The organism is Mesorhizobium sp. C416B (assembly GCF_030323165.1).
GTDB lineage: Bacteria > Pseudomonadota > Alphaproteobacteria > Rhizobiales > Rhizobiaceae > Mesorhizobium.
Genome location: NZ_CP100471.1, coordinates 6,008,245 through 6,021,674, shown reverse-complemented (window position 1 = coordinate 6,021,674; position 13,430 = coordinate 6,008,245). Strand labels below are relative to the sequence as shown.

16 protein-coding genes and 1 pseudogene are annotated in these 13,430 nt (G+C 61.8%); 8 read left to right on the top strand and 9 right to left on the bottom strand.

Translation table 11 applies throughout. The features are described from left to right. Window position 1: 1 nt before the first annotated feature. The gene (locus NLY43_RS29185; protein WP_023712420.1) at window positions 2-508 is read right to left on the bottom strand and encodes a hypothetical protein; all 507 of its coding nucleotides are present in this window, start codon (window positions 506-508) and stop codon (window positions 2-4) included. Window positions 509-660: 152 nt separating this feature from the next. Between NLY43_RS29185 and NLY43_RS29180 the strand changes: the two genes are divergently transcribed. Together NLY43_RS29180 and NLY43_RS29175 are read left to right on the top strand one after the other, a co-directional pair. Further along, window positions 661-1,623: a D-amino acid aminotransferase gene (locus NLY43_RS29180; protein ID WP_023668243.1), complete on the top strand. Its 963-nt coding sequence runs from the start codon at window positions 661-663 to the stop codon at window positions 1,621-1,623. Window positions 1,624-1,768: 145 nt separating this feature from the next. Beyond that, complete coding sequence (locus NLY43_RS29175) at window positions 1,769-2,611, top strand: SDR family oxidoreductase (protein ID WP_023712419.1); 843 nt, start codon at window positions 1,769-1,771, stop codon at window positions 2,609-2,611. A 59-nt stretch (window positions 2,612-2,670) separates the two neighbouring features. Here the strand turns inward: NLY43_RS29175 and NLY43_RS29170 are convergent, their stop codons facing one another. Then, entirely contained in the window at window positions 2,671-3,288 is a 618-nt protein-coding gene (locus NLY43_RS29170) for an MOSC domain-containing protein (RefSeq protein ID WP_023712418.1), read from the bottom strand. 273 nt (window positions 3,289-3,561) lie between these two features. Here NLY43_RS29170 and NLY43_RS29165 point away from each other — a divergent pair, with 273 nt between their 5' ends. Continuing rightward, the gene (locus tag NLY43_RS29165) at window positions 3,562-4,146 is read left to right on the top strand and encodes a hypothetical protein (protein WP_023712417.1); all 585 of its coding nucleotides are present in this window, start codon (window positions 3,562-3,564) and stop codon (window positions 4,144-4,146) included. 2 nt (window positions 4,147-4,148) lie between these two features. Continuing rightward, entirely contained in the window at window positions 4,149-4,991 is an 843-nt protein-coding gene (locus tag NLY43_RS29160) for an SEC-C domain-containing protein (RefSeq protein WP_023712416.1), read from the top strand. A 49-nt stretch (window positions 4,992-5,040) separates the two neighbouring features. Here the strand turns inward: NLY43_RS29160 and NLY43_RS29155 are convergent. From NLY43_RS29155 to NLY43_RS29145, 3 genes and pseudogenes are all read right to left on the bottom strand, one after another. Further along, window positions 5,041-5,253: pseudogene (locus NLY43_RS29155) on the bottom strand (MOSC domain-containing protein); the annotation flags it as partial. After that, window positions 5,207-5,878: a TetR/AcrR family transcriptional regulator gene (locus NLY43_RS29150; protein ID WP_286459164.1), complete on the bottom strand. Its 672-nt coding sequence runs from the start codon at window positions 5,876-5,878 to the stop codon at window positions 5,207-5,209. The pseudogene NLY43_RS29155 and the gene NLY43_RS29150, both read right to left, overlap by 47 nt. Then, complete coding sequence (locus tag NLY43_RS29145; protein ID WP_245264045.1) at window positions 5,871-6,185, bottom strand: hypothetical protein; 315 nt, start codon at window positions 6,183-6,185, stop codon at window positions 5,871-5,873. The genes NLY43_RS29150 and NLY43_RS29145 overlap by 8 nt, the downstream gene beginning before the upstream one ends. Between NLY43_RS29145 and NLY43_RS29140 the strand changes: the two genes are divergently transcribed. From NLY43_RS29140 to NLY43_RS29130, 3 genes are all read left to right on the top strand, one after another. After that, window positions 6,184-6,408 carry a tautomerase family protein gene (locus NLY43_RS29140; RefSeq protein WP_245264044.1) on the top strand — a complete coding sequence of 75 codons (225 nt, stop codon included), beginning with the start codon at window positions 6,184-6,186 and terminating at the stop codon, window positions 6,406-6,408. The two genes, NLY43_RS29145 and NLY43_RS29140, sit on opposite strands and share 2 nt — an antisense overlap. 32 nt (window positions 6,409-6,440) lie before the next feature. Beyond that, a complete protein-coding gene (locus NLY43_RS29135; RefSeq protein WP_023712415.1) occupies window positions 6,441-6,833 on the top strand; it encodes a VOC family protein in 393 nt (130 codons plus the stop codon). A 106-nt stretch (window positions 6,834-6,939) separates the two neighbouring features. Next, entirely contained in the window at window positions 6,940-7,506 is a 567-nt protein-coding gene (locus tag NLY43_RS29130; protein WP_023668240.1) for a methyltransferase family protein, read from the top strand. On the opposite strand, the gene NLY43_RS29125 is transcribed toward NLY43_RS29130, so the two are convergent. The 3 genes from NLY43_RS29125 to ettA all read right to left on the bottom strand — a co-directional run bounded on the left by NLY43_RS29125 (window position 7,507) and on the right by ettA (window position 11,229). Continuing rightward, window positions 7,507-8,628, bottom strand: coding sequence for a beta-ketoacyl-ACP synthase III (locus NLY43_RS29125; protein WP_023712414.1), 1,122 nt, complete (start codon window positions 8,626-8,628; stop codon window positions 7,507-7,509). A 131-nt stretch (window positions 8,629-8,759) separates the two neighbouring features. Next, entirely contained in the window at window positions 8,760-9,530 is a 771-nt protein-coding gene (gene tam / locus NLY43_RS29120; RefSeq protein ID WP_023712413.1) for a trans-aconitate 2-methyltransferase, read from the bottom strand. A gap of 49 nt (window positions 9,531-9,579) precedes the next feature. Beyond that, a complete protein-coding gene (gene ettA, locus NLY43_RS29115; protein ID WP_023668235.1) occupies window positions 9,580-11,229 on the bottom strand; it encodes an energy-dependent translational throttle protein EttA in 1,650 nt (549 codons plus the stop codon). A gap of 235 nt (window positions 11,230-11,464) precedes the next feature. On the opposite strand from ettA, the gene NLY43_RS29110 reads away from it, so the two are divergent. Further along, window positions 11,465-12,751: a GGDEF domain-containing protein gene (locus NLY43_RS29110; RefSeq protein WP_023712412.1), complete on the top strand. Its 1,287-nt coding sequence runs from the start codon at window positions 11,465-11,467 to the stop codon at window positions 12,749-12,751. A gap of 5 nt (window positions 12,752-12,756) precedes the next feature. Here NLY43_RS29110 and NLY43_RS29105 read toward each other — a convergent pair whose 3' ends face one another. Further along, window positions 12,757-13,371 (bottom strand): hypothetical protein, encoded by a 615-nt coding sequence (locus NLY43_RS29105; RefSeq protein WP_156935575.1) that lies wholly within the window; start codon window positions 13,369-13,371, stop codon window positions 12,757-12,759. Window positions 13,372-13,430: the final 59 nt, after the last annotated feature.

The window sequence follows — 13,430 nt, the reverse complement described above, 5'->3', positions numbered from 1 at the left end:
GCTACCGTCGCTTCAATACGGCAACCGCATTGTAGGGCTGGCCGTCGGCCTGGCCAACCCAGGTCCAGGACAGGTTCCCTTTGAAAAATCGGACGGTGATGCCGCCACCGTCGATGCACTTGTCCTGGCCGTAGCTGATGTTTTCCCGGTATTCCGCCGAACTGTCGTCGCGAGAAATCTGGGTCAACGATCCGCCGCAGCCGAGCGACGGATAGTCGATCGACGCGGCGCCATCGCCGATTGTCATTGCGATCGCCCAATCGGCGCCGGCAGCCCCGGCCGGACTTTGATGACCGCTGCCGGTCCAGACGCCGTTGAGCCCCGCCGCGTTGACCACGCAAGGCACGTTCTGAAAGATCGGCGTCAGCTCGCTGCCCATCTTCTCGCAACGATAGGTCTGGCCGTTCTGGCACAGCGCCTCGCCCTCGCGAGCGCATTGCGCGAAGGCATAGCCAGTGACGAAGACGAGGAAAATTGCAAAGCTGATGGTCCGAAAAGATCTGCCCATTTTGCCCCTCCCGGCCGGATATTTTCAAGCCGGACCATAGGGCATATCGAATGTGCTACCTAGGACAAACAGCGATGGTTGGGTGGCCCTATGCCGCCTGCAGGGGACCACTAGCTTGAATCTGCCGCATCAAGCCGAAGGGACCAATCGCCATGAACCGAAGCGCAGCAGCCGGTAGCATTGTGCCATTGCCGGCTTTGTCGGATCGCCATATCGATCCGCATTCCTATCCCGACGGCATCGCCTTTCTCGATGGTCAGTATCTGCCGATGTCGCAAGCCAAGATCTCGGTGCTGGATTGGGGCTTTCTGCATTCCGACGCCACCTACGACACCGTGCATGTCTGGGACGGGAGCTTCTTCCGACTCGACCTGCATCTCGACCGCTTCTTCGCCGGCTTGCAAAAACTGCGCATGACGATCCCGTCCGACCGCGATGGTGTGGCCGAGATTCTGCACAATTGCGTGGCGCTGTCGGGCCATCGCGCCGCCTATGTCGAAATGCTGTGCACACGCGGCGCCTCGCCGACCTTCAGCCGCGATCCGCGCCAGGCGGTCAACCGCTTCATGGCCTTCGCAGTTCCCTTCGGCTCGGTCGCCAATGCCGAGCAGTTGCGGCGCGGCCTGCATGTCGCCATTAGCGACAAGGTGCGCATTCCGCCGGTCTCGATCGATCCGGCGATCAAGAACTACCACTGGCTCGACCTCGTGCGCGGCCTCTACGACGCTTATGACCGTGGGGCCGAAACCGCATTGATTCTCGACTTCAACGGCAATGTCGCCGAAGGCCCCGGCTTCAACGTGTTCTGCGTCAAGGACGGCAGGCTGTCGACGCCGGCCGCCGGCGTGCTGCCCGGCATCACCAGGCGCACCGTCTTCGACCTCTGCGCCGAGGCAGCGCTTCCCACCACGGCCGTCGACGTCAGCGTTGCCGCGCTGAAGGCTGCCGACGAAGTCTTCATCACTTCCACCGCCGGCGGCATCATGCCGGTGACAGTGATCGACGGCGCTGCTGTCGCCGACGGCAAGATAGGCGGGATCACAAAGCGCTTGATGGCGCTCTACTGGCAAAAGCATGACGACCCGGCCTGGTCGAGCCCGGTGCGCTATCCCTGACCGGCGAAGGTCCTGCTCCACACGATGACGTGACCAAAAAGATTCCCCCTCGCCTCTGGAAAATCGCTCGACGCACCGTATATCGCGGAAGCGGAGAAGCCTCCGCTTCCCAGTTCACGGCCCGCATGGGCAAGGATTCCACGTCATGACAAGCAAGGTTTGGTTCATCACCGGATCGTCGAAAGGCTTTGGCCGAGTCTGGGCCGAGGCCGCACTCGCTCGCGGCGACCGTGTCGCCGCAACCGCGCGCGATGCCGGCACGCTCGCCGATCTCGTCGCGAAATACGGCGATAATGTCGCCGCGATCAAGCTCGACGTCACCGACAAGAAGGCTGTCGAAGCGGCCATCGCCGAGGCGCACAAGCGCTTTTGCCGGCTCGACGTCGTCATCAACAATGCCGGCTATGGCCATTTCGGCGCCATCGAGGAAGTCAGCGAACAGGAAGCCCGCGACCAGATCGAAACCAATGTGTTCGGCGCGCTCTGGGTCACCCAGGCGGCTTTGCCGATCATGCGGGCGCAGGGCTCCGGCCACTTCATCCAGATCTCGTCGATCGGCGGCGTCAACGCCTTTGCGTCGCTCGGCCTTTACCATGCCTCGAAATGGGCGCTCGAAGCCTTCAGCCAGTCGCTCAGCATCGAGGTCGCCGAATTCGGCATCCATGTGACGCTTGTCGAACCGGGCGGCTTCTCCACCGATTGGTCCGGCGCCTCGGCCAAGGTCTCCAAAGCGATCGAGGCTTACGCGCCGGCCCGCGCCAAGATGGCGGAACGCCGCGCCAACTCGGTCGCCGGCGACCCCGAGGCCACCGGACCGGCGATGCTTGAAATCGTCGACGCGGCCGAGCCGCCGCTGCGCGTCTTCTTCGGCGATGGCGGCCTGCCGATGATCAAGCAGGAATACGCCAACCGCATCGCGCTGTGGGAAAAGTGGGACCACGTTTCCGTCGAGGCGCAGGGCGCCAAGAAGAACCGCAAGGCGGCCTGAGCGCGTCTTGAAATCCGGCTGCGTCGCCCCGGCGGCGCAGCCCGTGCCCTAGCCCGGTACTAGGATCGATAAATCCACTGCTCGGGCACGCGCACCGAGATCTCTTCCCCTGTTGTCATACGACCCGGTTTCTCGACCCAGGCAACGAGGCCGCGCAGCCGTTTCGCCGCCTTCGGGAAGGCCAGCGCGCCGGCCTCCCGATCGGCCATCCCGGCGTTTTCGGCGATCGAACGTCCAGCAAGCCGGCAAGGCCCGTTCTGCGCATCGACCTTGATAGTCACGCCACCTCTAAAGAACAGCAGCGTGCCTGACGGCAGCATCGAGAGATGCGGCACGCCTTCGATCAGCAGATTGGCGCCGATCCATTCCGGCTTGATCTCGGCCAGCCCCATCCGCTCGGCAACGACGGCGAGTTCATCCGCTGCTACGATTGATATCTGCCGCTCGTTGCGGATTTCGGTGCCGCGCGGATACCAGGGTTCGCGACCGCCGGAACGACGGGTGGCGCCGGCGTGGAAGTCGCCGTCGATGCCTTCGAAACCGAGCTGTAATTCTTCCACCGAGCGCGTCTGAAAATGATCGAACGACGCCACGTAGAGGGCAGCGACCTTAGCGGCGAGTTTTCTTGCAGGAATGATTTCGACCGGACTTTCGGCCTCGGGGAAGAGATCCAGCATCGCCGTCTGTCCTTGAATCAAGCCCTAAATCCTGCTCTCCGGTCGCCAAAGCCGCAAGAGCAGTTCGTAGGCAGAGTCGCGTGTCGTCCAGTGCCCGCTCTCGTCTCGAAGCGGGGCGCTGTATCCCCGAATCCTTTGGGAAATCGAAAATTGCCGCGTGCACGGGCAGCTGTGATAACTGCTGAACACCGGACTATCCCTGCCTGTGGTGGAATGTCTCTCGCTTGAATGGACTCACGTCGCTCCTTACATGTTCTACAACAGGAGGGGTTTATGGTTGACAGATTCGCTCGCGAGTTCTTAAAATTTGAAGTATCGGAAACCTCTGATACCAGGGGATACTGGCTAGATCAGCCGTGGATCGAGAGCGGCCAGCGCCCAGGCTTGATTAAAGCGTCGATCCTTGCTCTTCCCCTAACCGACGGAGATGAGAAGCCCGTCTTTCCCATTGGGACTGGCGACTTTGTCGAACGGTTCCGCAACGCATTGGGCACCGAGGCGACGTTGGCTGTCGCCATACGAAATGACGAATACCAGGAACTCGCCCTCCACTCAAAAGCTTGGCGCATACCGACCCTACTCTTGACAGTTGGGGTCTTGCCAGTTGCCCTTAATATTTTCTCGAATCGGCTCGACGAACTACTGCCTGGACACAAGTCGGGTGACACAGCGGAATTAACGTTGATTGTCGAAGGCCCGAACAACAAAGCCCTAAAACTTTACTACAAAGGCGATTCTCACCAGCTAGGGCCGATGTTGAACACCGCCATCCCACGCTTCATCGAGGAACTAAATGAGCCCCAAGCCGCGCCCCATCAGGTTCATCCGCGCAAGCGGGCTCGCCACTCTGCTCACTAGCCATGTCGGCCCAGCTCAGTTCAGCCAATTTGGCTGCCCAGGTAATAGCTCACCGGGATCGGTCAAGTCGAATTTACTGGCGCGAGCTAGCCAAAAGCGCAGGAAGACCGAAGGCGATCACTAATGATCCTGAGGAAAAGAACCGGCTTTGGTTTATCGGCGCATTCATAGACGGCACGGGCCTTTATCTTGAAGCATACCGTCAGCTCAGACGAGGCCATTATCTCGACGGATGGTGCACCTTGGAGCAAGCAGAGCTAGCGTTTGCACGCCAGGAGGACAATCCGTTCGTCCCGGAGCTGTTACCTTACGTGAAGCAACGGGCAAACTTGATTGCCCTTTGGCAGTCTACTTTTCCCTATCGACACTTTATCAGCCCAGGAATGATATTGAAGCGCTGGGCATGCTCGATTTGCGGGAAGCAGAGCACGCCGGTCGAGCCATGTGGGCATACTCCCAATCGAGTTTATGCTGGAGAATTCTGCTTTCGCAAGATTCTCGAGTTCGAGCCCCAGGAGATGTCAATCGTCACCGATCCCGTCCAGAAGTACTCGGTCCTCCAGCTCGACTATGACTACAGCGTAGTTCGATATGTGCTGGATCATCTCGCCGGCCCTTTCGACGAATGGGACGGCGAATGGACGCACAAGAGGCAATCACATAAGCATTTCGAGGACCGACCACATGAAGGGCCATGTCCATGCGGCTCAAAGCTTCACTATTCGGAGTGCTGCCTGCCAACCGATGGAGTGCGCCTGCCACATTTCCAGATTAGGGTAGCACACAGAACTTCAGGTGTCGCCGAAGACCGGATCGTGCTTCGCTCGAAGCGTGACGTCACTTAGTGGTGGGTCTAACACTACAGCGTGAACGCAAGGTCCGTTCTACGCATAGGCCGCCCGAACGCCGCGTGGCGCCGGCGTGGAAGTCGCCCGCTATGCCCTCGAAGCCGAGCTGCAATGCTTCCACCGGGCGCCTCTGGAAATGATCTGACGGGGCGACGTAGAGCGCCGCCACCTTGGCGGACAGCTTCCTGGCGGGGATGATTTCGACCGGCTTCTCAGACTCCGGGAAGAGGTCCGGTGTGGCGTTCTGTTTTTGAATCATGCCCTTGGTTTTGCGCCCCGGCCGGCAGGGCCGCAAGAGCGGCTTCAGCTAGGTCGCGCAACTCTTCGACGGACGCGCCGTCCCGCGCCTGGATCGACATGCCGTTCATGACACCCGCAATATATTTGGCGAGACTTTCGGCGGAGAGCTCCTCAGGCAAATCACCTGCCGCCTTGCCGGCCACCAGCCGCGCCGCGATCGCCGCCTCGCTCGCCTTGCGATAGCCTTTAAGCTCATCGGCAATGGCTTGCGCCTGCGGCGAGGTCGCCAGCGCGCCGCTGACGAACAGGCAGCCGCCGGGCTTGCCGGGCCTGGAATAGGCCTCCGCCGCCCCCAGCAGCAGCAACCGGATCGCCTCGCCGGTCGACACCGGCGCGCTCAGCGCTTCCAGCGCAAAGCCGATCTCGGTCTGGTGGTAGCGTTCAAGCGCCTTGCGGAACAAGGTCTCCTTGTCGGTGAAGGCGTTGTAGATCTGCGGTGGCGTCAACCCCATCGCCTCGCGCAGCATCGCCAGCGACGTCGCTTCATAACCATGCTCCCAGAACAGATGCATCGCCGCATCCAGTGCCCGGCCGGGGTCGAAGGCACGTGGGCGGCCGCCGCGCGGCTTTTCCAATTTATCCATAGCGATCGATACGAAACCTGTTGACTCGTCTTTCCCTTATATCGTAACAATCGATACGAAACATGGCAAGCAGCAAATGCAAAGCCATGTGACACCAAGAAAAGGACAGCAAATGCCCATCACCGTGACCGCACCGCAAGGCGTACTGACCCAAGCCGGAGAGCGCGAGATTCTGCCGCGTCTCAGCGCCGCCCTCATCGAGGCTTCCGGAGCCACCGGCAATTCGTTCTTCACCGCGATCGTCGGCGGCACGGTCCACATCCTGCCGCCGCACCACATCTATGCCGGCGGCGCCAACCGTCGTCATGGTCGAGCTGAAACTGCCCAACATCGGCCTCGGCTCGCTCGAAGCCCGCAGGGCCTTCATCACCGCTGCCGTCGCAATCGTTGCCGATCTGTGCGTGCCCGGTCATAGGCCCGAAAACACCTGGATCAACATCGTCAATGCGCCCGACGGCGGCTGGGGCATCGGTGACAAGCAGTATACAGGTGAGGCCCTTATCGCTGCGGCCACCGCAGCGGCGCAGTAATACAGCAAACGGCACCGGCCAGGAGCAAACCGATGCGGCTCTCCCCTTCGCTGTTCTTCACCACCAACTGCGAACCGGCGTTGGCTTTCTACGAGCAATGCGGCCTTGGCCGGGGAACCATCCTGCTGCGCTGGGGCGACAACGGCATGCCGGTGCGCACCGAAGCCATGCGCGGCAAGGTGCTGCATGCGCGGTTCGAAGGTCCGGGTGTGCTGTTTCACGCTTCCGACAATGACGATGCGGAGCCGATGAAAGGCTCCGCATTGATGCTGGAGTTCGACGACCAGGCCAAAATGCGCAAGCTTTTCGACCGCATGGCCTCAGGCGGCCGGATCACCGTGCCTTTGGCGCGGCAAGTTTGGGGAACCAGTTTCGGCATGCTGGTCGACGCGTTTGGCGTACAGTGGATGTTTTCCGGCCAATGAGCGCGGATCACGATCTTCTTACCTGAAAACAGCACAGGTTCCGTATTGCGCCGCATTGCCGCCGCGACGCACCGGCTTCATGGTAGACAGTCGGTGGAGATCTCCCATGCGTCCCGGTACGGCAATCGCATTGCTCTGGCTGATCTGGGTCGTGTCCTGGTTTCTAGCCGCCTTCTGGGCCGACCCGGCGAAAAAGCGTGCCGGCATCCAGGAGGAGCTTCGCTATCGCGCTTTGTGGTTGATCGGCGCGGTGCTGCTGTTCATTCCCGCGCATGGCTATGCCGGCCGGCTGCGATTCTGGTTTCCGACCCTTGCCGAAGCGTGGATCTGCGCAGGGCTTGTTGCCGTTGGCCTGTTGTTCGCCTGGTGGGCGCGGTTGCATCTCGGCCGTCTCTGGTCGGCTTCGGTGACGGCCAAGGCCGAGCACCGTGTCGTCGACACCGGTCCCTACAGAATGGTCCGCCACCCGATCTATACCGGACTGCTTCTGGCGATGCTTGCCACAATGGCGGCCAAAGGCACGGTCTGGGGAATCGCCGGCGCGATTCTTCTCACCATCGGCATCGTCATGAAGGCAAGGCTGGAGGAACGCTTTCTGCGCGGAGAACTCGGCAACGCCTATGACGATTATGCCCGCAGCGTACCGATGCTGGTGCCGTTCATGCCGGCCTGATTACAGCATCTGCAAAAGCGCGCCGCCGATCGAATAGCCGGCGCCGAAGGCGCACAGCACGCCGAAATCGCCGGGCTTCATGTCGGCGTGGTTTTCCGACAGCGCGATGATGGCGCCGGCGCCGGCGGTGTTGCCGAGCCGCTTCAGCACCATCGGCGCGCGGTCGTGGTCGACCTCGTGGCCGAAGGCCAGTTTCAGGATCATGGCGTTCATGCGCGCATTGGCCTGATGCAGCCAGAAGCGCCTGATGGCTTGCGGCGTCAGCCCGTGCTCGGCGAGGAATTCGACAATGAATTTGTGGCCGGCGACGGTGACTTCCTTGAACACCTTGTTGCCGACCTGCTTGATCAGATTGCCTTCGAGGTTGATCATGTAAGGATCGTCCTGGGCGGTGCGGGTGTGATAGCCCAGATTGGTGCGGATATTGTTCGACATCTGCGTCCAGGTGCGCGTGTCCAGCACCTCGAAGCGCCCCGGCCGCTTCTCGCCCCTGGCCAGCCCCTCGACCACCATCGCCACCGACGCATCGCCGAAGATGAAATGCGTCTGCCGGTCGCGGAAATTGAGATGGCCGGTGATGATCTCCGGCGTGACCACCAGCACGCGTTTGTGCGCGCCCGCCCGCACCAGATTGGCCGCAATGTGCAAGGCGGCCGCGGCCGATGAACAACCAAGCCCCATATCGAAGCCGGCGCCCTTGGTGCCCAGCGCCTCCTGCATTTCGATGGCGATCGCCGGATAGGGCCGCTGCTGGTGCGAGGCCGAGCAGATCACCAGGTCGATGTCGGACGGCTTCAGGCCGGCATGGTCGAGCGCCTTCCGGGCCGCGGCCACTCCAAACTCGGCCTGCAGCGACAGCGCATCATCGGGCCGCGCCGGAATGCGCGGCGCCATGCGGGTCGGATCGAGAATGCCTTCGCGCTCGATCACATGGCGGGTCTGGACGCCCGAGGCATGGACGATGAAGGCGCTGTCGGATTTCTGCAGCAGCGTCTCATCCGTGCCTTGCCGGCGCGCATTCTCGGTGTCGACCCAGGCATTGAAGCTGGCGACCAGTTCTTCATTGGTGATCTTGGCTTCAGGGATTTCAACGCCAATGCCGCTGATGATGACGCGATGCATATCCAGTCCGTCCATGCGCAGGCGTTGTCGTTCTCATGTGAACGACGAAGGGGCGCGACACAACACTTTTCTCACCCCACCGGTTTACGCCGGCTTAAACCATAGGCTGTGGCCGGATGTCATCGGGAGTGCTAGCCGGCCCGCTTGGCGACGATGAAAATGCGCGGGAAGCGCAGCAGCACCTTGCCGTTTGCGGTCTTCGGATAGGCCTTGGCAATTTTGGCCGTGTAGCTGTCGAGGAAGATCTTGCGCTCGCCGGCGTCCAGCGGATCGAGGAAAGGCTTCAGCCCCGTCGACTTCACCCATTCGACGATCGCCTCGGCGTCGGTCAGTGGATGATTGTAGGCCGTATGCCAGATATCCACCCGGTCGGAGAGCGGCGACAAGAGATCATAATAGAACGACACCGCCGGCAGCGGTCCGCGCGCAGCACCTGCCATCTTGGCGGCGAACGGCATTTCGGCGGCCGTCTCGCGCATCACCTGATGCGACGGCTCAAGCAGATTGTCGGGCATCTGGACGGCGAGCGCGCCACCGGGGGCGAGAAAGCCCATCAGCCGCTGAAACACAGCGGGATGGGTGGGCAGCCACTGGAATACCGCGTTGGCGAAGATGACGTTGACCGGCTCGGCCGGCCGCCATGTCGAGGCATCGGCGAGGTCGAAATTGACGCTGGGCAGGCGCGCCTTCGCCTTCTCGATCATGTCGGGAGAGGTGTCGAAGCCGCTCACCTCAGCGCCCGGCCAGCGCTCGACCAGCAGCTCGGTCGAATTACCCGGGCCGCAGCCGATGTCGACCACCCGGCGCGGGAAATCCACCGGCACCTGCGCAACAAGATCGCGCGCGGGCCGCGTCCGCTCATCCTCGAATTTCAGATATTGGGCGGCGGACCAGTCGGTCATTCAAGCTTTCCTCGTATCAGTTGAGAAATTCGCCGCCCCGGTTGCTCCCTTACCGCGTCAGCCTCTTGTAGGTCATGCGGTGCGGGTTGACGGCTTCGGGCCCGAGCCGGCGGATCTTGTCCTGCTCGTAGTCCTCGAAATTGCCCTCGAACCATTCGACATGGCTGTCGCCCTCGAAGGCGAGGATGTGGGTGGCCAGGCGGTCGAGGAACATACGATCGTGCGAGATGATGACGGCGCAGCCGCCAAAGTTTTCCAGCGCGTCTTCGAGCGCCGCCAGCGTTTCCGTGTCGAGGTCGTTGGTCGGTTCGTCGAGCAGCAGCACATTGCCGCCGGTCTTCAGCATCTTGGCCAAATGGACGCGGTTGCGCTGGCCGCCGGAGAGGTTGCCAACCTTCTGCTGCTGGTCGCCGCCCCGGAAATTGAACGACGCGCAATAGGCGCGCGTGTTGGCCTCGAACTTGCCGAGCTTGACCACTTCGGCACCGCCGGAAATCTCCTCCCACACCGTCTTTGACGGATCGAGCGCATCGCGGCTCTGATCGACATAGCCGAGCTTGACCGTCTCGCCGACGCGGACAGAGCCGGCATCCGGGGTTTCCTGGCCGGTGATCATGCGGAACAGCGTCGTCTTGCCGGCGCCGTTCGGCCCGATAACGCCAACGATGCCGCCCGGCGGCAGTTTGAATTCCAGACCCTCGATCAACAGCGTGTCGCCAAAGCCCTTCGACAAGCCTTCCGCCTCGATCACCACATTGCCGAGCCGCTCGCCATGCGGAATGACGATCTGCGTATCGCTCGGACGCCGCTTGTCGGCTGCATCCAGCAGGTCCTGGAACGCCTGGATACGCGCCTTGGACTTGGTCTGGCGGGCTTTCGGGCTGGACTGGATCCACTCGCGCTCGCGGCCGATGGCGCGCTGGCGGGCGTCGTCCTCGCGACCTTCCTGCTTGAGGCGCTTGGCCTTGGCTTCGAGGTATTTGGTGTAGTTGCCCTCATAGGGAATGCCGCGGCCGCGATCGAGCTCGAGGATCCATCCCGTGACATTGTCGAGGAAGTAGCGATCGTGGGTGATGATCATCACGGCGCCCGGATAGGCGCGCAGATGCTTTTCGAGCCACGCCGTGGTTTCGGCGTCGAGATGGTTGGTCGGTTCGTCGAGCAGCAAGAGGTCGGGCTGACGCAGCAGCAGCTGGCAGAGCGCGACGCGGCGGCGCTCACCGCCCGAAAGCTTGGTGACCTCGGAATCCTTGGGCGGGCAGCCCAGCGCTTCCATCGCCATCTCGACCTGCTGTTCGAGATCCCACAAATTGAGCCGGTCCATCTCGTCCTGGAGCTTGGCGGACTCATCGGCCGTCTCGTCGGAGTAGTTCATCATCAATTCGTTGTAGCGCTCGATGATGGCGGTCTTGGCGGCGACACCTTCCATGATGTTCTCAAACACCGTCTTGTTGGCATCGAGCGCCGGCTCCTGCGCGAGATAGCCGACGGTGGCGCCTTCGGCGAGCCACGCTTCGCCGTTCCACTCCTTGTCGAGCCCGGCCATGATCTTGAGGATCGTCGACTTGCCCGAGCCGTTGGGGCCGAGGATGCCGATCTTGGCGTCGGGATAGAAGGAGAGATGGACATTCTCAAGCACCTTCTTGGTGCCATAGGCCTTGTTGAGGCCGGCCATGTGATAGATGAACTGGCGTGCCACGCGCGCTTTCCTTGATGATTGACCGAAAATGTCGGATTGAATGGAGGTTGGCCGCTATGTAGGCGATGCCGGGCCGAACGGCAATCGCTTTTGCCATTTCAAGCCGGGTGTACACCGCACGTTAAGTTTTCCGCCGGTTGTAGGGAGCGTTGAAATCCCCGGTTAACCCTTCAGCGTCAAAACAGGATCGATCGCTGGCCTGTCGCGATCGAAAGTAGAGATCGGACCGAAGGTAGTGCTGAACAGTTTCCTGCTCCTTGCCGAAGCGGTCGTCTACTTCAGCGTCATGGTCACGCTGTTCCGCTTCAGGGATCGCATCGGCCTCGGCGTCTTCGTCTGCGCGCTGGGCGCCATGCATTTCCTCGAAACCTATCTCGCCAGCGTCTTCTATGTCGCCCTGCCCTTCGGCATGGTCTCGCCAGGCTCGGCGGTGCTGTTTTCCGGCAAGCTGGTGATGCTGCTTCTCCTCTACATGAAGGAAGATGCGGCCACGGTGCGCCAGCCGATCTATGGCCTTTTGCTCGGCAACGCCTTGATGATCGGGCTGGTCCTGATCCTGCGCCTGCACGATATTTCAGCCTTTTCCGACGGCAAGCTTCCCGATATCGGTTTCATCGACCAGTTGGGCTGGCTGATGGTGTGGGGCACGACGCTGCTCTTCATCGACGCCATCCTGATCATCCTGCTTTACGAAAAGCTCGGGCGTTATCTGCGCAAGGCGCCGTTCTCCCGCATCCTGATTTGCGTCGCCTGCGTGCTCACCTTCGACCAGGCCGGATTTTTCACCGCCCTGCATTTCGTCGCCGGCGCACCGATCGCGGTCTTCTTCGGCGGCTGGTTCGCCAAGATGGGTGCCGCTTTTGCCTACAGCGCCATGCTTGTCGCCTACCTCAGATGGTTCGAAACGCGTCAGGTCGTGGCACCGCGTGGGTTGTCCGACGTCTTCGACACCTTGACCTATCGCGAGCGCTACGAAGCCCTGGTCGAACATGTCGGCCGCGACGGCCTCACCGGCCTGTTGCACAGGGGACGCTTTGACAGCGACGGCGAACGTCTGGTTGCCTTAAGCCTGCGCACGGCCCAACCGCTCAGCCTGCTTATCGTCGACGTCGACCATTTCAAGTCGATCAACGATCGCTTCGGCCATGCCGAGGGCGACAGGGTGCTGAGATCGATCGCCCAGGTGCTGACCCAGGCGGCCGGCGCGCACGATCAGGTTTTCAGGATCGGCGGCGAGGAGTTCGCCATCCTTTGCTCGCAACCGCATGCGGTCGCCAGGTTGCTCGGAGAAAACCTCCGCCAGGCCGTCAAGGCGTGCGGAAACCGCTTCGACATCAGCGTCAGCGCCGGCATCGCCACTGTCGATGAGACCGTAGGCTCGCTTGCCGATCTCTTCGCTCTTGCCGACGAGCGTCTCTACAGGGCCAAGTCCACCGGGCGTGACCGCGTCGTCGGCCAAGCGCATGACGATGCCGAAGACCTAACTGCGTGGACATTGCCCACGCGTGGTGTCAGCGGATAAGGCTGTCAGCTCCGCTTGCGCTGCTGCAACGCGCCGACCGCAACTGAAACGGCTATCAGCGCGATGGCCAGCCATTTCAGCGTGGTGATGATCGGACTGGCGTCGATGTCATAAGCGATGAACAACAGAATGCCGGGCACCAGCAGGCCGCACATGACCAGTATGATGCGGTTGATCTGCCAAGACACTTTTGCTGCCAGCGCTTCGTCACCGGCTTCGCCGACAAGACCGGCGCGCATCTCCCGGGAGATGGCTAACGCGCTCGACAGGCGCATGGAGATCGGCAAGCCGAGCCCGATTATGAGGAAGGCACACGCCGCCAGCAGAGCCGAGAATTTGAGCGCGCTGGTGTCGGCCGGCACCGGAAACAAAAGTGTCGCCAGCGGCAGGAAGACACAGACGATGCCGAGCGCGGCAATGGCGATGAAGATCGCGGCATTGACCCAAGTGAACAGCTGGTAGCGACTTGCCCCGATCGGCGCGGCAAGCACGCGCATGCGCGCCCACTCGGCATCGGTATAGGAAAAGCCCGGCCATTCCATGCGGCCGTCTTTTATGGCGGTCATCCCCCTGGCCCAGAAAGCCAGCCGCGCCAGCGCGCCTGATGTCATGCCACTCATCGCCACCCCCGCCGAATGAAACACATCCAGACCATATCACCGCGCCACTGCCAAGCGAC